Raw genomic sequence first — 21,215 nt, forward strand, 5'->3', positions numbered from 1 at the left:
ACGAATCGGTTCGCACATGAAGCGCTCACATGCCTTCAGCTGTGGTGCGTTTCTGCTTTTCTGTGGTACCGATGCAGAGGCTGCCCGTGCGTTTGTGGTTGAAGACGCTGCCATGCGCGACCCCACCTGCCTTACGGTCGAGCCGCGCCAGCGGCTCTTCGCTTGTCACCAGATCGTTGCCGGGGACAGCCGAGTGATCGGGCTGAGACGATTCCGCACGTCGTGGAGGACCGACCGTTCCACCTTCAGCAAGCTCACGATCCAGCTCCCCGCTGATGCGAAAGCAGGCGACCGGTTCTCTGTCCCAAATGATCGAGTACGGATGTTCCATAGCAGAGGGTCCAGCGCGTTTGCCGGAAAGACGGGCTGCTACGCAGTGCCGGTCGCAGGGCAGATTACCGTGGTTTCCGCAGGAGACTTCGGCATCGAGGTCCAGGTCGATGCAACGTTTCGCTCTGCAAGCCCACTGCAGTGGCCGGGAGAGTGCGAGGCACCGACCACAGTGTCAGAGCATCTGAGAGCCAAGCCATTGTCTCTGGAGCAGCTTGATGCATGGACGGGAGTGCATGATCCGGAGGCATCCCCCTTCGAACAGGCACACCCCTCCAGACGTTCGCGCAACTGAATCCGCACGAACGTGCTGTACATGATGAAACGCACTCACTGCTTCCACGCCAGTGGTCTCCTTCTCTACCTTGCGAGCGTGCAGGTGGAAGCTCGCTCCATTCACGAATGCATCATCGTTCCGCAGGCCGCGATCGTCACTGACATGCCGGCTGGCCTGGACGAGTTCGAACAGCGTCTGTGGGTGGCAGATACAGGTCAGAGGGTGCGCAAGGGCACCGATACCCTCCTTCTGCTGCGCCTCTTCTCGGAGTCGCCAGGCGTGATCGACTCCCAGCAGTACATCAAGATCACAGGCAGCTTGAAGCGATACGCGCCCTCGTCGGAAGGGACGCCGGAGGTAGTGGATGCACGCCTCACCAGTGGCGGCGCGGGCTTTGTGCACAAGGGAGACAACTGGCTGTCCGATTCAGTCGACGTAGAACTACATCAGCCGCATGAGCGCGATAATCGGATGGAAGTCAAAGTGACGGCTGTCGGGTGGAACAGTTATCGAAAAGAAGACCGTTCCTTCTATCTCCAGTTCACCTGTCAACTGAAGGAAATCCCTGTCGAGAAGCTCAGTGCCTGGCAAGGAGGAAACGACGATCTCTGGGGATCCTTTGGTCCCACCCGATAGCCGGGTGGAACTGCCTGCATGCAATCACTTCTGCGACGACTGGCAATGCTGAAAATAGAAATTCATTCCCTGAGGTTCTAATCACGACTGGACGAGGATGCGTTCTTCTCCAGGTTGAACCAGATTCCGGGCGTGGTGTCTGTCGAAGGGTTCCTCAGGACGATCAACGTCTCTGTTGATCCGTCGGCTGTGGATGACGAAGATATGAGAGAGTTGATTTCGCTGTTCCAGCGCTATGGAATAGACATGCGCCAGCTGCGGAAACTGGAGACGGGAGAATTCAGCTCATGGATGCGGAACAGATCCGCCTACTGGTTCAAGTCGATGTATCCGGACCCGTGAGCACATGACATGAAGATCATCTACTGGCTGGGCATCGCGTTCCTGTGGATGCTTCCGTTGAACCTTCTGTTGCTGACGGGCGGCAAGCCGATCTCCGGCGACGCGCTTGGAGAAGAAGAGCTCGTTGGTTTCGGTGTGGCGGTGTTCGGCGCTGTGGCAGGCGGGATTCTCTATCGCCGTCGCCCGCGGTAGCGTCGAGCCCGCCCGACTCTATCTGGAGCGAAGTCGAGCAAGCTGGACTCTATTTGCCACGGCCGCTTGCAACAGCCAATCTGAGGCTGATGGCTTTCGGGTTCTGGAAGCTGCAACAGCTAGCATGGAAAGCTTGGAGTTACGCGTACTGGCACCGCGTTCTGAGGGAAAATGCTGCCTCTTCTGACATCGATTCTCGGCGGTAGTACCGCGGAGGCAAGAGCGGAAAGAGGAACCTCATGCCGGTAATCCGTACATGCAAGAAGATCATGATGCCGCAGATGTCGGGACAGAGAGTCTAGACGGCCAGTTGTCGAGCATGGGTCCATGCATTGCACACGGGGGAATGATGAAGTTCATACTTTGGGCACCTGTAGTGATATTTGCCCTGTTGTCGTTGAGAGCAACTGTCTTCGTCGTCTATCAAGGGGTAAGTGGATCTCCTTTCGGGGAAGAGGAAATCACTGTCGCTGGGGTTGGGTTGGTCTGCGGCTGGATTGCCTGGGTCATGTACAAAACCCTGATCAGACCGTGGAGGAAGCCGAAGCCCTAATGTAGAGCTGGAGTTGGTGGAGGTATCAACTATTCCGCCGGCGGTGGAACTTCCACTGAAATTGGTATTGGAATTGGCGGCGGTGCATCACCGGGTGAGCTGTCTAAGAAGGATGGCGATTGGGGGAATGGTTGGTGAAGAAGAAATCATTGGCTCATTTGCTTCTATACGCTGTGATTGCGGCCCTGATAGGCGGTACCTATCTTTCAATGTTTGGATCCATTGGAGGTGGCGATTGGACCGGAAAGCCAACAGAATCAGAACTGCGCGCTGCTACCGAGACCTTTGAACTTCCTTCAGGGAGCCATCCCACGAACGTTAAGTTCTTACCGAAGGTCACGTTCCTGGGGGCCGTCTTCGACGCCGAACTCGAATCTGATCCAGAGCAGATCGCCGCTTTCTTCATCAAACAAGCCGCAGAGAAGCGGTGGCGACTGCAGAAAGACAAACGGCAGCGCCATTACAGATTGATGGTCTTCTGCGAGGATCGCCTGGCGCGCTCGGTAGAGCTGACGACAAGAGGCAGTACGGTGAAGCTCTATGGAGGAACCTACTGGGACTCGGACAGGGGCGGCGACTACTACTGCTCTCCTGAGGCCCGGTAAACCACCGACGGCATAACGAACTTGCCTGGATATCGGCTCCAATCGGGAGGAGTACGATGACCTCACCGTCCCCCAAATAACTTCTGCGCGCTCTGGAACAGGATCCAACTCGTCGCGATGAACTTGTCCCCCCCCTGCGGCCTGTTACCGCGATGGGTATGGGTAAACGCCGTCGGCGCAATCAGCAGGCTGCCGGTGCGTGGTGCGATCTTCCGCCCCTGGAACAGGAACTCGGTCTCGCCCTCTTCGAATTCCTCGTTGAGGTACAGCGTCCACAGCACGTGCCGGTGCAGGGTCTCGGCCTGCGCATCCTTGGGGTACAGCTCGCAGTGCCAGTACGGGTAACCGCCCTCGCCCGCCGCATACCACTGCAGGTTGATGGCGCCCGGGCGCAGGCAGGTGCGGGCCAGGTCGGCCAGCTGCTGCTGCGGCATGTCAGGGAAGTCCTCGGCAGACAGGCGTCGCGGTTGGCCCTTGCTGTCCTGGATCTGCAACATCAGCGGCGCGATCAATGCCTGTGGATAACGGCGTAGATAAGTCAGCAGGCCGTTGAACACCGCGTGCTGCAGCTGATGGTCCACATCCTGCCAGCCATCAAGGCCGCTGATGCGCAGATCCTTGCTGTGCTTGAGTTCCGGGAACACGCCACTGCCCACGGCACCGGGCTGCAGGCCACGCGCCGCCCGCATGCGCTCGACGATCGCCGCGCAGACCTCGCTGGGGACCGCGTTGTGGATGACCTCGATGAAATCGACCGGGCCCTGCTCGTGCATGCGTGCATTCCTTAGGCGGCAACGGCTTGATGGTGCCGTTTGCCGCCCTCGGTGTCACCCCACGGTCATGTCATCGATCTGCCATGACCGTCGTCAGGCAACCGCCAATCAGCCCTGCGCGTCGTCGTGCGCGCGGTGGTAGCGCACGGCTTCGGCCACTTCCTCGCGCGAACCCAGGAACACCGGCACGCGCTGGTGCAGCTGGTCGGGCTGGATGTCGAGGATGCGCTCGCGGCCGGTCCAGGCGGCGCCGCCGGCCTGTTCGACCAGCAGGCCCATCGGGTTGGCCTCGTACATCAGGCGCAGCTTGCCGGCCTTGGACGGATCCTTCTTGTCCCACGGGTAGATGAAGATGCCGCCGCGGGTCAGGATGCGGTGCACGTCGGCGACCATGCTGGCGATCCAGCGCATGTTGAAGTTCTTGCCGCGCGTGCCTTCCTTGCCCGCCAGCAGATCGCCGACATAGGCCTGCATCGGTGCTTCCCAGTGGCGCTGGTTGGACATGTTGATCGCGAACTCCTGGGTAGCCGCCGGAATCTGCATGTTCTCGGTGGTCAGCACGAACTCGCCCTTCTCACGGTCCAGGGTGAAGGCGTGGGTGCCATGGCCGACGGTCAGCACCAGCTGGGTGCTGGGCCCGTAGATGCAGTAGCCGGCGGCGATCTGCTTGCTGCCCGGCTGCAGGAAGGCGTCGTCGCCCGGCAGTTCGACATTGGTCGGGCAGCGCAGCACCGAGAAGATGGTGCCGACGGAGACGTTGACGTCGATGTTGGAGCTGCCGTCGAGGGGATCGAACAGCAGCAGGAAATCACCGCGCGGGTAGATGTCCGGCACCGGCTGGCTGTGGTCCATTTCCTCCGAGGCGCACGCGGCGAGGTGGCCACCCCAGGCGTTCGCTTCAAGCAGGATCTCGTTGCTGATGACGTCCAGCTTCTTCTGCGCCTCGCCCTGCACGTTACCGGTACCGGCATCGCCCAGCACGCCACCGAGGGCGCCCTTGCTGACGGCGATGGAGATGCTGGTGCAGGCGCGGGCGACGACCGCGATCAGCTGGCGCAGGTCGGCGTTGATGCGGCCGGCGTGCTGTTCCTGGATCAGGAAGCGGGTCAACGAAGTACGGGACATGAGCGGGCAGGTCTCGGCAGCGGGAAAACGCCTATTGTCGCCCGTATGGCGGGGCCGTGCGTGAGCGCGGGAAGGCGTAATCGTTTCCAGATGCGTTGCACTCGTGGCGCCTCCCCCTCCCACGCGCTTCAGGGTTCGCCGCGAGCGCGGTGGGGATGGCAAAGGCAAGAGCAAAAGCAAAAAAACAAAGGCGCCTTTCGGCGCCTTTGTCTTCAAGCTACTGGAGCGTTGTTTCAGCCCTTGGCGACGGTGGCCACGGCCTTGGCGACGTATTCCAGGTTGTTCTGGTTCAACGCCGCCACGCAGATGCGGCCGGTGCCGACGGCGTAGATGCCGAACTCGTCGCGCAGACGCTCGACCTGCTCGCGGCTCAGGCCGGAGTAGGAGAACATGCCGGCCTGTTCGTTGATGAAACCGAACTGCGGCGCGCCAGCGGCAGCCAGCTTCTCGACCAGGCCCTGGCGCAGGGCGTGGATGCGCTCGCGCATCTCGGTCAGCTCCTGCTCCCACATCGCACGCAGTTCCGGGTTGGTCAGCACGCCGGCCACCAGCGCAGCACCGTGGGTGGATGGGCTGGAGTAGATGGTGCGGATCACGCGCTTGACCTGCGACTGCACCGCCTTGGCGTCAGCGGCGGTCGGTGCCACCATCGACAGCGCACCCACGCGCTCGCCGTACAGCGAGAACGACTTGGAGTACGAGTTGGCGACGATGAAGCTGTCGATGCCGGCTTCGGCGATGATGCGCACGGCGGCGCCGTCCTGCTCGATGCCCTTGTCGAAGCCCTGGTAGGCCATGTCGATGAAGGGGAACAGCTGCTTGTCCTTCAGCAGCTGCGCGACCTGCTTCCACTGGGTGACCGTCAGGTCGGCACCGGTGGGGTTGTGGCAGCAGGCGTGCAGCAGCACCACGGTGCCGGCGTCCAGCTTGCCCAGGTCGGCCAGCATGCCGTCGAAATCGACGCCATGGGTGCTCGGGTCGAAGTAGGTGTAATCCAGCACGTCGAAACCAGCGGCGCTGAACACCGCACGGTGGTTTTCCCAGCTCGGGTTGCTCAGCGCAACGGTGGCGTGCGGCAGCAGCTTCTTCAGCACGTCGGCGCCGACGCGCAGCGCACCGCTGCCGCCGACGGTCTGTGCGGTGGTGACGCGGCCGGCGGCCAGCAGCGGCGAGTCCTTGCCGAACACCAGCTCACGCGTCGCCTGCGTGTACGCCGGCAGGCCATCGATCGGCAGGTAGCCGCGCGGTTTGGCCTCGGCGGCGAGCTGCTGCTCGATCTGCTTGACGGCGCGCAGCAGCGGAATGCGGCCGCTCTCGTCGTAGTAGATGCCCACACCCAGGTTGACCTTGGTCGGGCGGCTGTCGGCGTTGTACGCCTCGGTCAGGCCCAGGATCGGGTCGCCTGGGACCAGTTCCACGTTTGCAAAGAAGGACACGGCGGTACTCGTTCGGTAGACGGAAAGGGGGAGGAAGTGCGCTACGCGGTCCGCGGCTTTTCGGCCGGAAACAGCCCATCGTAACAAAGCCTGCCGGGGCTGGCCGCCGCCATCGTCATCCGCGGCCCCGTACCATGGCGTGCGTTGCCGCCTGATCCATCAACCTGAATCATGAATCCCGCCGCACGACGCCGTTGCCTGCCACTGTCCGCCCTGCTGCTGTCGCCCTGGGCGGCGGTGGCCGAGCCTGCGCCCACCGCCCTGCCTGCGGTGCAGGTACAGGCCGCCCGGGTGCCAGGCATCGATCCGTTCGCGCTGCCGGCCAGCCAGGACACGGTCTGGATCGACGCCAGCCGCGCGGGCACCGGTGCGCAGCTGTCTGAGGCCTTGGCCGGGGTCCCCGGACTGCTGGCACGTGACCGGCAGAACTTCGCCCAGGACACGCAGCTGTCGATTCGTGGCTTCGGCGCACGCTCGACCTTTGGCGTGCGCGGGGTGCGGGTGCTGATCGACGGGGTGACGGCGACCATGCCTGACGGCCAGGGTCAGCTGTCGCATGCCAGCCTGTTGGGCGCCGAGCGCATCGAGGTGCTGCGCGGGCCGTTCTCGGCGTTGTACGGCAATTCCTCCGGCGGCGTGCTGCAGGTCTGGAGCGCGCAGGGCCAGGCCGGCGACCCGTGGCGGTTGCGCGTGAATGCCGGCGCCGACAACACGCTCAGTGTCGGTGCGCAGCTGAAGGGTGCCGGTCAAGTGCTGGACTACAACATCGCCGCCAATCACTTCCGCACCGATGGCTGGCGGGACCATAGCCGCGCGCGCCGTGAATCGCTCAACGCACGCATCGGTGGAGAGCTGGGCGGTGGGCGGCTGGAGCTGCTGCTCAATGCGCTTGACGCCCCCGATGCGCAGGATCCGTTGGGCCTGACCCGTGCCCAGGTGGCGGCTGATCCGCGCCAGGCCACGGCAGTCGCGCACCAGTACAACACCCGCAAAACCGTGCGCCAGCAGCAGGCCGGCCTGCGCTGGACCCGTGAAACGGGAGCGCAGCGCTGGCAATTGATGGGCTATGCCGGCCAGCGCGCGGTACGCCAGTACCTGCCGATTCCGCCGGCACCCCAGACCAACAGCCCGCTGCATGCCGGCGGCGTGATCGATCTGCAGGGCGGCTATGGCGGGCTGGACGCGCGCTGGGGCTGGCACGGCGATCTGGCGGGTCGACCGCTGGATCTGGTGGCCGGGCTCAGCGCCGACCGCCAGCGCCAGCACCGCACCGGCTACGAGAACTTCATCGGCAGCGCCCTGGGCGTGCGGGGGCGGCTGCGTCGTGACCAGATCGACGTCGTGCAGAACGTGGATCAGTTCGCCCAGGCCTGGTGGCAATGGAGCCCGCGTTGGTCGCTGCTGGCCGGGCTGCGCCACAGCGCCGTGCGATTCGAATCGAATGACCGCTACATCGTCGGCGCCAACCCCGACGACAGTGGCCACCGGCGCTACCAGGCGATCACGCCTGTGGCAGGCGTCAGCTTCGAGGCCAGCCCGCAGTGGCGGCTGCATGCCGCCGTGGGGCGTGGATTCGAGACCCCCACCTTCAACGAGCTGGGGTATCGCGCCGATGGTCAGGCGGGTCTGGCGCTGGATCTGGCGGCCGCCCGCAGCCGCAGCCTGGAGCTAGGCAGCAAGTGGCACGCACAGGATGGAACCCAGCTCGATGTCAGCCTGTTCCGTGCAGATACCGACGACGAGCTGGCCGTTGCCAGCAATATCGGCGGACGCAGCACCTACCGCAACATTGGCCGCACCCGCCGCCAGGGGCTGGAGCTGCAGTACCGACAGCCGCTGGCCGAGCACCTGGAACTGCAGCTGGCGTGGACCTGGCTGCAGGCGCAGGTGCGCTCGCCGTACCTGACCTCGAACACCCTGGTCGCTGTAGGCAGCCGTCTGCCCGGCGTGCCGCGCCAGCAGGCCTTCGCCCGGCTGCAGTGGAGCCCTGCCGATTGGCAGTGGGCGCTGGAGGCAATGGCCAGCAGCGATACCGTGGTCAATGACGTGGCCACCGAGCGCGCGCCGGGCTACGCCCTGCTGTACCTGGAAGCCGGCCGTCGATGGACGCTGCCGGGCGGCGAGCTGCGCGCCTTCGCCAGGCTGGAGAACGTGCTGGACCAGGCCTACATCGGCTCGGTGATCGTCAATGACGGCAATGGTCGCTTCTACGAGCCGGGACCGGGACGGCGAGCCAACGTCGGCCTGCAATGGTCGTGGCGCTGAAAGGGGTAGTGCCGGCCGCTGGCCGGCATCGCTCTGTGTAGGGCAGCCCAGAGGTTGCCGGCCAGCGGCCGGCACTACCGGTCAGTCGGGGGCCTTGGCTGGCACGAACGGCGAGGTCGGGTCGCTGGCCGGGAAGGTCTCCTCCAGCGCCTCGTCCTGGTTGTCGCTGGCGCGCTGCTTGCGTTCACGGCGCTTGAGCGGGCTCTCCTGGCCACCGCGATGGCGGTCGCCGCCATCCTTGCGGTCCTGGGCCGCCTGTTCAGCCTCGTGCTTCACCGGCAGGTGGTCGTGCTCGGCATCGAAGAACGGCGCGCCGGTGCCGCGGTAGTCGGCGTTGTCGGCATCGCGCTTGCCGCGCTGCTCGCCGGGAATGGGCGGGTGGTTCTCCCGCAGCGGGTCTCGCGAGGTCTCTCGGCTCATGGTCTGGTACCTGCCCTTGGGGGATTCCACTACACCGCCCCGCAGGTAAAGCCGTTGCGAACCTGGCGTCATGAACATCTCGCTCACCCCCCGGTAACGGCACCGCGCGTATTCCTGCCCACCCGCCCCCGCTGCAGGAGCCGGCCATGCCCCGTCTTGAACGACCCGCACCGTCCGTGTTCAACGCCCTGCTCGATCCGCTCGGCCAGCGCAGCGCGCAGCGCCGTACGCGTCGCCATGAAGACCCCCAGGCGGTGGCGCAGGACTACCTGCAGTACATGCTCAGCGACTACGAGGAGCGCCGCGGGCAGAGCCACCGGAACTGGCGCGACCTGTGCCCGGTGTATGCCTTCGCGTTGACCACGCATGCTGCGGATTGGCCACGCGGTGATGCCGCCGATACCTGCGAGGAACTGGCCGAGCACTGGGAACAGATGCGCGGGCAGTCACGCTTGGGCTGGTCGCAGGCGCGGCCGGTGGTGGAAGACGCCTGGCGCGCGCTGGACCATATTCCGGCGGCGGCGGTGAGGCCGTTGCTGCAGTAGTGCCGGCCGCTGGCCGGCAACCCCAGCAAACTTCAGGCCGCGAGCTCTGCCGGCCAGCGGCCGGCACTACCGCATCTGCGTAGAACCCACGTGCACGGTATCGACACGGGTGGTTTACACCGCCCATCCGAAGCTGGATGCCCTGTTCCGCCAAAGGTACGCCCATGGCCCGCCCGATCTGGACCGGCACGCTGTCGTTTGGCCTGCTCAACGTGCCGGTGTCGCTGATGTCCGGCGAACGCAAGGTCGACCTGCAGTTCCGCATGCTCGATTCCCGCGACCGCAAGCCGATACGTTTCGAACGGGTCAACGCCGACACCGGCGAGGAGGTGCCCTGGAAGGACATCGTCAAAGCCTATGAGTACGACAAGGGAAGCTATGTCGTGCTGGAGGAAGGTGATATCCGCTCGGCCGCGCCTGAAAGCCACGAAGCGGTGGAGGTGGAATCATTCGTGGATGCGGCGCAGATCGACCCGCGCTATTACGAGAAACCGTATCTGCTGGTGCCCGGCAAGAAGGCCGAGAAGGGCTATGTGCTGCTGCGCGAAACGTTGCGCAGCACCGGCAAGGTGGGCATCGCGCGGGTGGTGGTGCGTACGCGCGAATACCTGTGTGCGGTGATGCCGCATGAGGACGCGCTGGTGCTGATGATCCTGCGCTATCCGCAGGAACTGGTGGATCCCGAGGACTACAAGCTGCCCACCGGCAAGCTGTCCGACTATCGCATCACCAGCAAGGAAACGGCGATGGCCGAGCAGTTGATCGAGTCGATGGCCGGCGATTGGGATCCGTCGCAGTACCACGATGAATTCCGCGAGCGCCTGCAGCAGGTGTTGAACAAGCGCATCAAGTCCAAGGGCGGCACCACGCGGGTGGACGATGAGCCGGCACCGCGCGAGGACGCCAGTACCAATGTGGTCGACTTCATGGCGCTGCTGCAGAAGAGCCTGGATGCGAACAAGCGAACGCCAGCGAAGAAGGCCGCAACGCGCAAAGCAACCGCCAAGTCGCCAGTGAAGAAGGCCGCAAAGAAGACAACGAAGAAGGCTGCAAAGAAGACCGCACCCCGACGCAAGGCGGGGTGAGCCATGTCGTTGCACCAGTATCGGCGCAAACGCCGGCTTGGCGGTGGCGCCGGGCAGACAACGGAGCCCGACGACACGCCCGCACCGGGCGACCCGAAGCAGCGGCCGACCTTTGTCATCCAGCTGCACCATGCCAGCTCGCGTCACTATGACTTCCGCCTGGAAATGGACGGCGTACTGAAGAGCTGGGCGGTGCCCAAGGGGCCTTCCCTGCGCGTCGGTGAAATGCGGCTGGCCGTGGAAGTGGAAGACCATCCGCTCTCCTACGCCGGTTTCGAGGGAGACATTCCTGAAGGCCACTATGGTGCGGGCCACGTGGAAGTCTTCGATCACGGCACCTGGGCCTGTGAAGGCGATCCACTGCAGGCACTGGCGGCGGGCAAGATCGACTTCGTGCTGCATGGACAACGCCTGGCCGGTGGCTGGAAGCTGGTGCGGACCGCGATGAAAGGACGCCAGGTGCAGTGGCTGTTGATCAAGCGCGGTGACGGGGAAGCGCGCGACGCGGAGGCGGATGACCTGCTGACGGCACCGATGCCGAAACGAACACCTGCGGCGAAGAAGCGTTCCGCGGACAAGACGGCGCGAGCTGCACCCGTCGCACGCACGACCACACGCAAGGCCGATGTGCGCTGGCATGCACGCGCGCTGCAACTGCACGGCGCACGTGACGCACCCTACCCGCATGCATTCAAACCGCAGTTGACCGATCATCGCGACAGTGCGCCGGACGGCGACCGCTGGCTTCACGAGATCAAGTGGGATGGCTATCGCCTGCTGGCTGATCTGCACGATGGCGAGGTCAAGCTGCGCTCCCGCAATGGTCTGGATTGGACCGATGATTTTCCCGAAGTGGTGCAGGCCGTGCAGGCGCTGCCGGTGCGCGATGCACGCCTGGACGGCGAACTGGTGGTGCTGGACAAGGAAGGACGCAGTGACTTCGCAGCGTTGCAGCGGGTGATCGACGGCAGTTCGAAGCAACCGCTGCGCTACATCGTGTTCGATCTTCCGGGCGTGGCTGGAGCGGATATCAGTCGTGCGCCGTTGCTGGAGCGCAAAGCACTCCTGAAAGAGCTCATTGGGCCCGCGCCTGGCACCCTGGCCTTCAGTGAGCACGTGATCGACCATGGCCCGCAGGTGTTCGATGCCAGTGGCAAGGCCGGATTCGAAGGCACCGTCAGCAAGCAGGTGGATGCCCCGTACGTGAATACCCGCGCGCGCAGCTGGGTGAAGGTGAAGCACGAAGACACCGACGAGTTCCTGATCGTCGGCTACACGGCACCCAAGGGTTCACGGGTGGGGTTCGGCTCGCTGCTGCTGGCGACGCCGGACAAGGGCGGCTTGCGCTATGTGGGCCGCGTTGGCACCGGTTTCGACGACCAAAGCCTGCGCGCGCTGCTCAAGGCACTGCAGCCATTGGCGGTGAAGACGCCCGTGCTGCAGCTGCCGGCGCATGTGCCGTTCCGCGCTGCCAGCGTACGCTGGGTGAAGCCGGTGGCGGTGGCCGAGGTGGCCTTCCGTGGCTGGGGCAAGGAAGGCCTGCTGCGCCAGGCCAGTTTCAAGCGACTGCGCAGCGACAAGCAGAAGGAGGACCTGGGAATGAGCACCGCAGATACCGAGACCGGAGGCGAGGTCGAGATCACTCATCCGGAGCGGGTGGTGTTTCCAAGGCAGAAACTGCGCAAGGGTGACGTGGCCGACTACTACCAGCGCATGGCGCGCTGGATCCTGCCCGAGATTGCCGGACGTCCGCTGTCACTGCTGCGCTGCCCGGACGGCGTGGGCAAGGCCTGCTTCTTCCAGAAGCACCATGGCCCCGGTCTGGGGGACGCGGTACATGCGGTACCCCTGCAGCAGAAGAGCGGCCGCGAGGATTACGTCTACGTCGACGATGCGCGGGGCCTGCTGCAGCTGGTGCAGATGAACACCCTGGAACTGCATCCGTGGGGCGCGACCGTGGCCGATCCCGAGCACCCGGATCGTCTGGTGTTCGATCTCGACCCCGGCGAAGGGGTGAGCTGGGCACAGGTGAAGGCCGCTGCGCGCGATGTCCGTGACCGCCTGCAGGAGGTGGGCCTGCAGAGCTTCGTGCGGCTGTCCGGTGGCAAGGGCGTGCACGTGGTGGTGCCGCTGCAGCCCAAGGCTGGCTGGGACGAGGCCAAGGCGTTCTGCGAGGCGTTCGCGCAGGCAATGGCGCTGGAGCAGCCTGATCGCTACGTGGCGACGATGAGCAAGGCCAAGCGCGGCGGCGTGATCTTCATCGATTGGCTGCGCAACACACGCGGTGCCACCAGCGTGTGTTCGTGGTCGCTGCGCGCGCGCGATGCTGCCGGCGTGGCGGTGCCGCTGCGCTGGGAAGAACTGGCCCGGGTGAGCGCGGCCGACGCGTTTCCGATGGCCAAGGCGCTGGCGCGCGCCAAGCGGCTGAAGGGTGACCCATGGCAGGGCATCGCGCGGTTGAAGCAGAGGCTGCCGTCGCTGAAGCGGTAGTGCCGGCCGCTGGCCGGCAACCTCGGCCATCCTGCAGTTGCCGGCCCGCGGCCGGCACTACCTGCATGCGCTCAGCGCAGATCGCGCGAGGGGCGGCGCCCGAACCACCAACCGACCAGCAGTTGCAACGGCAGCGATGCCAACAGCGAAATGACGAACCAGAACGGGAAGTCCGCACCCGCCGTCCACATCGCGTAGCCACAGCCCAGCGCGATCAGCGACCAGATCGAGAAGCCATGTGAACGCGGCCAGCACGGTGCGTAATAGGTGGCGAAGGAAATGCCGGCGACGCCACCGAGTACGCTGAAGGCCAGGTCCCACCCCAACTGCACGCTGTTGCTGTCCGGCGACAGGCCCAGCAACGGCGGCAGCCAGCCGGCGACGCTGCTGACCAGCGCAAGCGACAGCACGCCGCCGATCAGGGCGACGATGGACAGGAACAGGGTCTTGAGCAGGCCAGGCATGCGCGTATTGTACGGCTGCCACAGAGTGCCCGCGTTGCCGGCCAGCGGCCGGCACTACCGATGGATCGGCATGGCCGCCGTGCCCGTGGGAGAGGGGTACGGAGCAGCGGCGGCCATGCACAGGCAGTCAGGCGGCGAAGTCGAGCACCACGCGGCCTTCGATGGTGCCCGCGTGCATGCGCGCGAACACGTCGTTGATGTTTTCCAGGCGGTCGGTGCTGACCGTGGCTGCGACCTTGCCTTCGGCGGCGAACTGCAGTGACTCCTGCAGATCCAGCCGGGTGCCGACGATCGAGCCGCGCACGGTGATGCCGTTGAGGACCATGCCGAAGATGTCCAGCGGGAAGTTGCCGGGCGGCAGGCCATTGAGCGACACGGTGCCACCGCGGCGGACCATGCCCAGAGCCTGTTCGAACGCCTTCGGCGAAACCGCCGTGACCAGGGCGCCGTGCGCACCGCCGATCTCCTTCTTCAGGAATGCGGCCGGATCGGTGGTACGCGCGTTCACGGTGATCTGCGCGCCGAGCTGCCGGGCCAATGCCAGCTTGTTGTCGTCCACGTCCACCGCAGCCACATTCAGGCCCATCGCACGGGCGTACTGCACCGCCATGTGGCCCAGGCCACCGATGCCGGAAATCACCACCCAGTCCCCGGGCTTGGTGTCGGTCACCTTCAGGCCCTTGTAGACGGTCACGCCGGCGCACAACACCGGCGCGATCTCGACGAAGCCCACTTCCTTCGGAAGCAGGCCGACATAGTTGGCATCGGCCAGTGCGTACTCGGCGAAGCCGCCGTTGACCGAGTAACCGGTGTTGCGCTGCGTCTCGCACAGCGTTTCCCAGCCACCCAGGCAGTGTTCGCAATGGCCACACGCCGAGTACAACCAGGGGATGCCGACCCTGTCGCCTTCCTTGACGTGCCCTACCCCGCCTCCCACGGCCACGACGTGCCCCACGCCCTCGTGGCCGGGGATGAATGGCGGGTTCGGTTTCACCGGCCAGTCGCCCTCGGCGGCGTGCAGGTCGGTGTGGCAGACGCCACAGGCCTCGATCCTGACCAGCACCTCGCCCGCCCCCGGGCGCGGTACCGAGACTTCCTCGATGACCAGCGGCTTGCCGAACTCGCGTACGACGGCGGCCTTCATGGTGGATTGCATGTTCGGATCTCCGCAGTGCGCTTGCCCACAGAATGACGCCGGCTCGAGGCCGGCGCTTTGATCACGATCAAACCTTTGAAGATCCGTGCAGCAGGTTCAGCTGGCCAGTACCGATGCTTCGCGCGCCAGTCGTTCGATGGCGTCCCAGTCACGGGTCTGCAGCAGCGCCGGGGTGGTCAGCCACGAGCCGCCCACGCACAGCACGTTGGGCAGGTGCAGGAACTGCGGCGCGGTCTGCGCGCTGATGCCGCCGGTCGGGCAGAAGCGCACGTCGGCAAACGGGCCGTGCCAGGCCGCCAGCAGCGCAGCGCCACCGGCCTGCACCGCCGGGAAGAACTTGAAGGTGTCCGTGCCGTGCTCCACGCCCAGGATCAGGTCCGAGGCGGTGGCGGCACCGGGCAGGTACGGCAGGTCGGCATCGCGCGCGGCGGCATACAGCGCCGGCGTTGCACCGGGCGACACCGCGAAGCGCGCGCCGGCCTGCTTCGCCGCCTGCATCTGCGCGGCGTTGAGCACGGTGCCGGCGCCGATGACGGCATCGGGCACGGCCTCGACCATGGCCTTGATCGCATCCAGCGCCTGCGGCGTGCGCAGCGTCACTTCGATCACCGGCAGGCCGCCGCGGAACAGCGCCTGGGCCACTTCGACCGCCTCATTCACATCTTCGGGGGTGTACACCGGAATCACCGGTGCCAGCTTCAACAGCGCGCGCAGGCGCGGATCAGCGCTGGACATGGTCTTGCTCCTTGCCCGATGGGGCATCGCGGATCGCCGCCGGGTCCGGCAGCGCAGCGGCGCATGATGCCATGCACGCTGCGAAGGTGCTGGTACCCTGCCCTGCGGCGGATTCAGACTGCGTCGGCCTGCAGTGCCTGGATGCGGCGTTGGTACCAGTCACCCCCAAGCGGGTCGAACACCGCCGAACGTTCCATCGGCGCTTCGTATACATGCACCGAAATGGCCAGGGCTTCATCGCTGGCATTGCGCAGGGTGTGGTATTCGTGAGGTGGAATGAGGCTGCCGGCGCTGCCGCAGCCGCCGCGCAGCGCGGCGTGGCGTCGGAAGCGCCAGCGTTCGCCGGCGCATTCCAGCAGCTCGTAACGGGTGATCTCCAGTTCCCCCAACCACACGCCCTCCACACACCACATGGCATCGTGGTCGTGCAGCGGCGTGCCCTGCCCTGGGCCCCAGCTCATGGCAATCACGCTGTAGCCGTGTTCCTGGCTGTGGTACAGCGGGCGTCGCGCGTAATGATCACTGACCGGACGGTGCACGCATTCGGGTAGCTCGATGCGGCTGTCCGCGATGGCTTCCTGCAGCGCCAGCTGCAGGTCGGCGGTGATGCGCCCGGCATCACCGGAGGTCATCGCCGCGTCGACTGCGGCGATCAACCGGTCGCGGCCACGGAACGCCGGAAACGGAGAAGTCTGCAGGTCCATGCCCCGACTGTAGCGGAGCATGGTTAAGGGAATGTTGGTGTTCGCGCGCGTGGCACCCGCATTCATGGCAAGCACGCGTGAAAAACGGTTCAGATGCAAACGCAGTAGAGCGATCACAATGGAACCTCACGCGGTGGAACGTGTCGAACACGGTCTGTGCCGCTCCAGCTGCGACATTCCGCAACTTCGCGCCCGACGGGCGCAAGGCTAGAATTCTCCGACTTACCTGGTTCTATACATGTCAGTGCGAAATATGAGCGATGCCGCGTTGCCGGCATCGAAAGGCAAGGCTGCCACGATCAACGACATCGCACGACTGTCGGGAGTTTCCAAGAAAACGGTTTCAAGAATCATCAACAACTCGCCGCTGGTGCGCAAAGACACCCGCGACAAGGTCGAGGCGTTGATGCGCGAGGTCGGTTACGTGCCCGACCCCCTGGCGCGCGGACTCGCGTTCCGCCGCTCCTTCCTGATCGGGCTGGTGTACGACGACCCCGGCGCCCAATGCATTGTCGACCTGCAGCACGGCGCGCTGGAAGCGCTGCGCGGCACCGGCTATGAGCTGGTGGTGCATCCCTGCGACAGCCAGGACCCGGACTGCGCGCAGGGCGTGCGCCGCTTCGTGCAGCAGCAGAAGCTGCATGGGGTGATCCTCGGCCCGCGTGCATCCGAATCGGTTGCACTCGCGCAGATGCTGGACGACATCGACTGCCGCTACGTGCGGATCAACGCGCATGCGTCGGAAGAAGACGTGCAGGCGGTGGTCACCCACGATCGCGATGGCGCGGCAGCAGCAGCGGGCTACCTGCTCTCGCTCGGCCACCGCGACATCGCGGTGATCGCCGGACCGGGTGACCGGCGCGCGGCGCGTGAGCGTACCCATGGCTTCCTTGACCGGTTGGCCCAGGTGGGGCTGACCTTGCCGGGCGAGCGCGTGCTGGAAGCGGGCGACACCTTCGAATCCGGCGTGCATGCCGCCGAACGGTTGCTGCTGGGCGGACAACGCCCCAGTGCGATCTTTGCCGGCAACGATGAAATGGCTGCCGGCGTGTACCAGGTGGCGTTGCGTGCGGGCATCGCGGTGCCGCAGCAGCTGTCGATCGTCAGCTACGACGACAGCCCGCTGGCCTCGCGGCTGTGGCCGCCGCTGACCTCGGTGCGCCGCCATGTGTCCGATATCGGCCGCGTGGCCGCGTCGATGCTGGTGCAGGCCGACGTGCCGGATGCGCCGACCGCAGCCAGCGTGCATCCGCAGTTGATGGTGCGCGGTTCCTGCCGCGCCGTGGACGCCTGAGTGCCCTGCCCTCGCCTGCGCCGCTGCAATGGCGCAGGCAGGCAACAACGAAAACGGCGCATCCAGGTGCGCCGTTTTCCTTTCAATGCGAAGCGCTGTACGTCGTGCGCTTACACGTCCCCGCCGTCGGCCCAGCCATCACCCGTGCCCTTCTGGAACACGCGGTCATCGCCCTGCACGTCACCGGCCGGCAGATGCGCCTGGCTGGCCAGTGCCGCGTAGATCGGGGTGAAGTCCGGCGACGTCGCCTGCATCAGCTGTTCGAAGCTGTCGATGACGAAGTAGGTCTTCTGGAAGGTGTCGATGCGGTACTTCGTGCGCATGATCCGCTGCAGGTCGAAGCCGATGCGGTTGGGCGCGGCCGATTCCAGCGAGTACAGCGACTCGCCCTTCGACGACACGATGCCGGCGCCGTAGATGCGCAGGCCCTCGGGCGTGTCGATCAGGCCGAATTCCACCGTGTACCAGTACAGGCGCGTGAGGTTCTGCAGCGCGTCCGGGCCGATCGCATGGGCTTTGACGCCGCCACGGCCGTACGCCTCCATGTAGTCGGCGAACACCGGGTTCATCAGCAGCGGCACGTGGCCGAACAGATCGTGGAACAGGTCCGGCTCGGCGATGTAATCAATCTGGTCCGGGCGACGGATCCACCAGGTCACCGGAAAACGGCGATTGGCCAGGTGGTCGAAGAAATCCAGTTCCGGCAGCAGGCCTTCAACGCCGACCAGGGTCCAGCCGGTGGCGGCGCCGAGTACTTCATTGAGCTGGTCGAAGCGCGGAATCATGTGCGCGCTCATGCCCATCTCGTCCTGTGCATCCAGGAACTCCTGGCAGGCGCGGCCGACCAGCAGCTCGCGCTGGCGCTGGTACAGCGTGCTCCAGGTGGCGTGGTCGTCGGCGGTATAGGTGTCCCACGGCTGCTCGACGAGCGCGGTGGTGTACACCGGCACGTAGCCCTTGTCGGTCTGCTGGTGTTCGACGCGGCGGGGCTGGGCGAGGTCCATGGGGCACTCCTTGACGGGATGCCTACGATGCTAGGGCAGAGCACGCGCAACAGGGTTGCAAAAGTTGCGCCCGTTGGCCCTGTTGGCGCAATATCCTTGCGTACTCACCATGTTGCGGGGCAACAATGGCCGGAGAAGTCCAGTTTGATCGCACGGATATACGCCTGCTGGCTGAAATCCAGCGGGATGGGCGCGCCACCAACGCCGAACTGGCGGCGCGGGTGAATCTTTCGCCTTCGGCTTGCCTGCGGCGGTTGCAGCGGCTGGAAAGCGAGGGTGTGATCGTCGGCTATGGCGCGCGGCTGGAGCCGCGGCAGCTGCGGCTGGGCCTGCAGGCCTTCGTGCGCGTGCAGCTGGAAAAGCACGACCAGGCCGCCATCGGCCACTTCGTGGACAGCGTGCAAGCGTGGGACGAGGTGGTGGCCTGCCATGCGCTGACCGGCGACATGGACTACCTGCTGCACGTCTACGTGCGCGACCTGGAGCACTTCTCTCGCTTCCTGCTGGACCGGTTGCTCAACGCCGGTGGCGTGGCCGATGCCAATTCCAGCTTCGTGCTGCGCACGGTGAAGGGTTTCCAGGCACTGCCGCTTTCGCAGCTGGAGTCGTGATCATCCGGCGGATGTGGGAGAGCGTGACTTGCTTTGCATCCTGGGCGACGCAAGGCATTTTCCTACGGCGAGACGGATGAACCTCTGACAGAGTGACGCAATCAGCCTTCCTAGACTCACTGGACAACCCTGTCCGGAGAGATCGACATGAAAGTCTGCCTTGCTCCAGTCATTGCCCTGCTTGTCGCTGGCCTGATGCCTGCCGCTGCGGGTGCTTCCCCCCAGATCGCCAACGCCCAACCTCTGGCGCTGAGTTGCGGTACCACTGAATTCGTCGGCATGACCAGCAACTCGTCGACGCTGGCCAAGCGCCAGTGCAATGGTAGCTATGTCTATGGAATCGGCGTCTCGGTCAATGAAGCGGTGGAGAACCTCAACGGCTTCATGGCGGTGCTGCAGGCCGGCGTGAGCTGCAGCGCGGATGCCAGCAGCATCGTCAGTGGTGCCTACGGCAAGGGTGTTTTCGCCCAGTTTGTCTGCAATGGCTGGTCGATCGCCGGCGTGGGCAACTCACCCACCACCGCGGCGCGCAACTCGCTGGCCATCGCGACGGAAATGGCGGCCACGGGTACCCATTGCGCAGCGCCGCTGCAGGGTTCGTACTATCCGGAATCCTGGGGGTTCCGTTTCCGCTACGACTGCGGCAACACGCAGACCCTGAAGAGCTGGTCCATCAGTGGGCTCGGTGCCAGCATCGATGACGCCAACGTCATCGCCATGCGACTGATGCGTTACTCCACAGCGGCAGGCCAGAGCTGCAACTTCGAGAAGGCCGAAATCAATGGCGTCATTCTGCACGCCACGCTGGTCTGCAACGGCTCGTACATCCATGGCTACGGCAGCTCGGTGACGGCCGCAGCCAACGACGCACTGGCCCAGATCGGCGCCTGACCCGTCGTGAGGCCCCTGGGGGTGACCCGCATGGAGCGGGTTGCCCTCAGCACTTGTCCTTGCGGCCCATCAGCTTGCCCAGGCGCGAGGCTTCCTCGCACTTGGGGGCAGCCACCGGCGCCGGTGCAGCGGCCGCAGCACGCGCACGCTGCAGCTGCTGGATCCTGGCGCGGATCTGCGGCATTGCGGCCATCGCGGCCTTTTCGCCTTCCAGGATCGCCGTGCCGCGCTGGCTGAAATCGGCAGCGCCGATGTCCAGCACCTTCGGCCGGATGACGATGTCGGCGCGTGCCAGTTCCTGTTCGCCCAGGCGCTGGCCCATGATCGAGATGGACTGGTTGACGATGCCCAGCATGTCGGTCGGCGCCTTGCCGCTGGCCTTGCTGGAGATGTCCACGGCGATCACGAAGTCGGCGCCGAGCTGGCGCGCGGCATCCACCGGCACCGGGCTGACCACGCCGCCATCGATGTAGTTGCGACCACCGATCTTCACCGGTTCGAACACGCCGGGAATGCTGCTCGACGCGCGCACCGCCTGGCCGACGTTGCCGCGCACGAAGATCGCCCGCTCGCCGGTTTCCAGCTGGGTGGCGACGGCGGCGAACGGCTTCTTCAGGCGTTCGGCCGGACGGTTGGCAACCTGTTCGTTGACGTAGTCCTGCAGCTTCTGGCCCTGCACCAGGCCACCGGAGAACAGCCGCACGTCGCGGATGCTGGCTTCATCCAGCGCCACCGCCTTGCTCTGCATCTGGAACGCGTCCATGCCGCTGGCGTACAGCGCGCCGACCACGCTGCCGGCACTGGTGCCGGACACCACCGCCGGTTCGAAGCCATTGGCTTCCAGCATCTTGATCACGCCGATGTGGGCAAAGCCCTTGGCCGCGCCACCGCCGAGGGCGATACCGATCTTCACCGGCTTGGCCTGTGGCACCACGGTCGGCGCCGGCGGCGGCGTGGGGCGGACCGGATCGCCACCGCAGCCGGCCAGCAGGCCGATCAGGGCGACGGACAGCAGCATGCGGGGGCGGAACAGGCTCATCGGCAGTGCGCTCGCGGCGCCGGATTCAGGAAAGGGCGCCAGCATACCGAAGCCGTGGCGGGGCGGGCAGGGTGGGAAATATCGCCCATTCATAAAGGTAGTGCCAAGGTCCATGGGGTTGCCGGCCAGCGGCCGGCACTACCGGGATGCGTGCCAAGGTCCATGGGGCTGCCGGCCAGCGGCCGGCACTACCGGGATGCGCGCCAAGGTCCATGGGGTTGCCGGCCAGCGGCCGGCACTACC

Annotated in this window: 21 protein-coding genes; 10 read left to right on the forward strand and 11 right to left on the reverse strand. The window is 65.4% G+C overall.

Annotated features, from left to right (window positions below):
• Positions 1-25 precede the first annotated feature (25 nt).
• Positions 26-331: a hypothetical protein gene (locus AC5P6S_RS19230; RefSeq protein ID WP_138970112.1), complete on the reverse strand. Its 306-nt coding sequence runs from the start codon at positions 329-331 to the stop codon at positions 26-28.
• A gap of 315 nt (positions 332-646) precedes the next feature.
• Here AC5P6S_RS19230 and AC5P6S_RS19235 point away from each other — a divergent pair, with 315 nt between their 5' ends.
• From AC5P6S_RS19235 to AC5P6S_RS19245, 3 genes are all read left to right on the forward strand, one after another.
• A complete protein-coding gene (locus tag AC5P6S_RS19235) occupies positions 647-1,243 on the forward strand; it encodes a hypothetical protein (protein ID WP_223846461.1) in 597 nt (198 codons plus the stop codon).
• Positions 1,244-1,594: 351 nt separating this feature from the next.
• Positions 1,595-1,777 carry a hypothetical protein gene (locus AC5P6S_RS19240; RefSeq protein ID WP_223846460.1) on the forward strand — a complete coding sequence of 61 codons (183 nt, stop codon included), beginning with the start codon at positions 1,595-1,597 and terminating at the stop codon, positions 1,775-1,777.
• A 687-nt stretch (positions 1,778-2,464) separates the two neighbouring features.
• Complete coding sequence (locus tag AC5P6S_RS19245; RefSeq protein WP_197633364.1) at positions 2,465-2,935, forward strand: hypothetical protein; 471 nt, start codon at positions 2,465-2,467, stop codon at positions 2,933-2,935.
• 62 nt (positions 2,936-2,997) lie between these two features.
• Here the strand turns inward: AC5P6S_RS19245 and AC5P6S_RS19250 are convergent, their stop codons facing one another.
• From AC5P6S_RS19250 to AC5P6S_RS19260, 3 genes are all read right to left on the reverse strand, one after another.
• Positions 2,998-3,708: a 2OG-Fe(II) oxygenase gene (locus tag AC5P6S_RS19250; RefSeq protein ID WP_024958796.1), complete on the reverse strand. Its 711-nt coding sequence runs from the start codon at positions 3,706-3,708 to the stop codon at positions 2,998-3,000.
• A 108-nt stretch (positions 3,709-3,816) separates the two neighbouring features.
• The gene (locus tag AC5P6S_RS19255) at positions 3,817-4,833 is read right to left on the reverse strand and encodes a class 1 fructose-bisphosphatase (RefSeq protein WP_043035283.1); all 1,017 of its coding nucleotides are present in this window, start codon (positions 4,831-4,833) and stop codon (positions 3,817-3,819) included.
• Between the two features lie 233 nt (positions 4,834-5,066).
• On the reverse strand, positions 5,067-6,269 hold the full coding sequence (locus tag AC5P6S_RS19260) for an amino acid aminotransferase (RefSeq protein ID WP_005411770.1): 1,203 nt from the start codon (positions 6,267-6,269) through the stop codon (positions 5,067-5,069).
• Between the two features lie 171 nt (positions 6,270-6,440).
• On the opposite strand from AC5P6S_RS19260, the gene AC5P6S_RS19265 reads away from it, so the two are divergent.
• Positions 6,441-8,534 carry a TonB-dependent receptor family protein gene (locus AC5P6S_RS19265; protein ID WP_414498319.1) on the forward strand — a complete coding sequence of 698 codons (2,094 nt, stop codon included), beginning with the start codon at positions 6,441-6,443 and terminating at the stop codon, positions 8,532-8,534.
• 81 nt (positions 8,535-8,615) lie between these two features.
• Here AC5P6S_RS19265 and AC5P6S_RS19270 read toward each other — a convergent pair whose 3' ends face one another.
• Positions 8,616-8,954 carry a hypothetical protein gene (locus AC5P6S_RS19270; RefSeq protein WP_005411772.1) on the reverse strand — a complete coding sequence of 113 codons (339 nt, stop codon included), beginning with the start codon at positions 8,952-8,954 and terminating at the stop codon, positions 8,616-8,618.
• Positions 8,955-9,100: 146 nt separating this feature from the next.
• Here AC5P6S_RS19270 and AC5P6S_RS19275 point away from each other — a divergent pair, with 146 nt between their 5' ends.
• The 3 genes from AC5P6S_RS19275 (at position 9,101) to ligD (ending at position 13,074) form a co-directional block, all read left to right on the forward strand.
• Positions 9,101-9,499 (forward strand): hypothetical protein, encoded by a 399-nt coding sequence (locus AC5P6S_RS19275; protein WP_012478657.1) that lies wholly within the window; start codon positions 9,101-9,103, stop codon positions 9,497-9,499.
• Between the two features lie 164 nt (positions 9,500-9,663).
• The gene (gene ku / locus AC5P6S_RS19280; protein ID WP_012478658.1) at positions 9,664-10,584 is read left to right on the forward strand and encodes a non-homologous end joining protein Ku; all 921 of its coding nucleotides are present in this window, start codon (positions 9,664-9,666) and stop codon (positions 10,582-10,584) included.
• A gap of 3 nt (positions 10,585-10,587) precedes the next feature.
• Positions 10,588-13,074 (forward strand): DNA ligase D, encoded by a 2,487-nt coding sequence (gene ligD, locus AC5P6S_RS19285; RefSeq protein ID WP_414498320.1) that lies wholly within the window; start codon positions 10,588-10,590, stop codon positions 13,072-13,074.
• A 71-nt stretch (positions 13,075-13,145) separates the two neighbouring features.
• Here ligD and AC5P6S_RS19290 read toward each other — a convergent pair whose 3' ends face one another.
• The 4 genes from AC5P6S_RS19290 to AC5P6S_RS19305 all read right to left on the reverse strand — a co-directional run bounded on the left by AC5P6S_RS19290 (position 13,146) and on the right by AC5P6S_RS19305 (position 16,133).
• Positions 13,146-13,538 (reverse strand): hypothetical protein, encoded by a 393-nt coding sequence (locus tag AC5P6S_RS19290; RefSeq protein WP_005411776.1) that lies wholly within the window; start codon positions 13,536-13,538, stop codon positions 13,146-13,148.
• A 127-nt stretch (positions 13,539-13,665) separates the two neighbouring features.
• Positions 13,666-14,694 carry an alcohol dehydrogenase AdhP gene (gene adhP, locus AC5P6S_RS19295; RefSeq protein WP_043035289.1) on the reverse strand — a complete coding sequence of 343 codons (1,029 nt, stop codon included), beginning with the start codon at positions 14,692-14,694 and terminating at the stop codon, positions 13,666-13,668.
• Between the two features lie 96 nt (positions 14,695-14,790).
• Complete coding sequence (gene eda, locus AC5P6S_RS19300; RefSeq protein WP_043035290.1) at positions 14,791-15,429, reverse strand: bifunctional 4-hydroxy-2-oxoglutarate aldolase/2-dehydro-3-deoxy-phosphogluconate aldolase; 639 nt, start codon at positions 15,427-15,429, stop codon at positions 14,791-14,793.
• Between the two features lie 113 nt (positions 15,430-15,542).
• Positions 15,543-16,133 (reverse strand): cysteine dioxygenase family protein, encoded by a 591-nt coding sequence (locus AC5P6S_RS19305; RefSeq protein WP_005411799.1) that lies wholly within the window; start codon positions 16,131-16,133, stop codon positions 15,543-15,545.
• 238 nt (positions 16,134-16,371) lie between these two features.
• On the opposite strand from AC5P6S_RS19305, the gene AC5P6S_RS19310 reads away from it, so the two are divergent.
• Complete coding sequence (locus tag AC5P6S_RS19310; RefSeq protein WP_099605106.1) at positions 16,372-17,427, forward strand: LacI family DNA-binding transcriptional regulator; 1,056 nt, start codon at positions 16,372-16,374, stop codon at positions 17,425-17,427.
• Positions 17,428-17,537: 110 nt separating this feature from the next.
• Here AC5P6S_RS19310 and phhA read toward each other — a convergent pair whose 3' ends face one another.
• Positions 17,538-18,431 carry a phenylalanine 4-monooxygenase gene (gene phhA / locus AC5P6S_RS19315; RefSeq protein WP_049402965.1) on the reverse strand — a complete coding sequence of 298 codons (894 nt, stop codon included), beginning with the start codon at positions 18,429-18,431 and terminating at the stop codon, positions 17,538-17,540.
• 125 nt (positions 18,432-18,556) lie between these two features.
• On the opposite strand from phhA, the gene AC5P6S_RS19320 reads away from it, so the two are divergent.
• Together AC5P6S_RS19320 and AC5P6S_RS19325 are read left to right on the forward strand one after the other, a co-directional pair.
• The gene (locus tag AC5P6S_RS19320) at positions 18,557-19,042 is read left to right on the forward strand and encodes an Lrp/AsnC family transcriptional regulator (protein WP_005411782.1); all 486 of its coding nucleotides are present in this window, start codon (positions 18,557-18,559) and stop codon (positions 19,040-19,042) included.
• Between the two features lie 147 nt (positions 19,043-19,189).
• Positions 19,190-19,933 (forward strand): hypothetical protein, encoded by a 744-nt coding sequence (locus AC5P6S_RS19325; protein ID WP_005411783.1) that lies wholly within the window; start codon positions 19,190-19,192, stop codon positions 19,931-19,933.
• A gap of 46 nt (positions 19,934-19,979) precedes the next feature.
• On the opposite strand, the gene AC5P6S_RS19330 is transcribed toward AC5P6S_RS19325, so the two are convergent.
• On the reverse strand, positions 19,980-20,972 hold the full coding sequence (locus AC5P6S_RS19330; RefSeq protein ID WP_005411784.1) for a patatin-like phospholipase family protein: 993 nt from the start codon (positions 20,970-20,972) through the stop codon (positions 19,980-19,982).
• Positions 20,973-21,215: the final 243 nt, after the last annotated feature.

This window comes from Stenotrophomonas sp. YJH_SMC_119 (assembly GCF_059368315.1).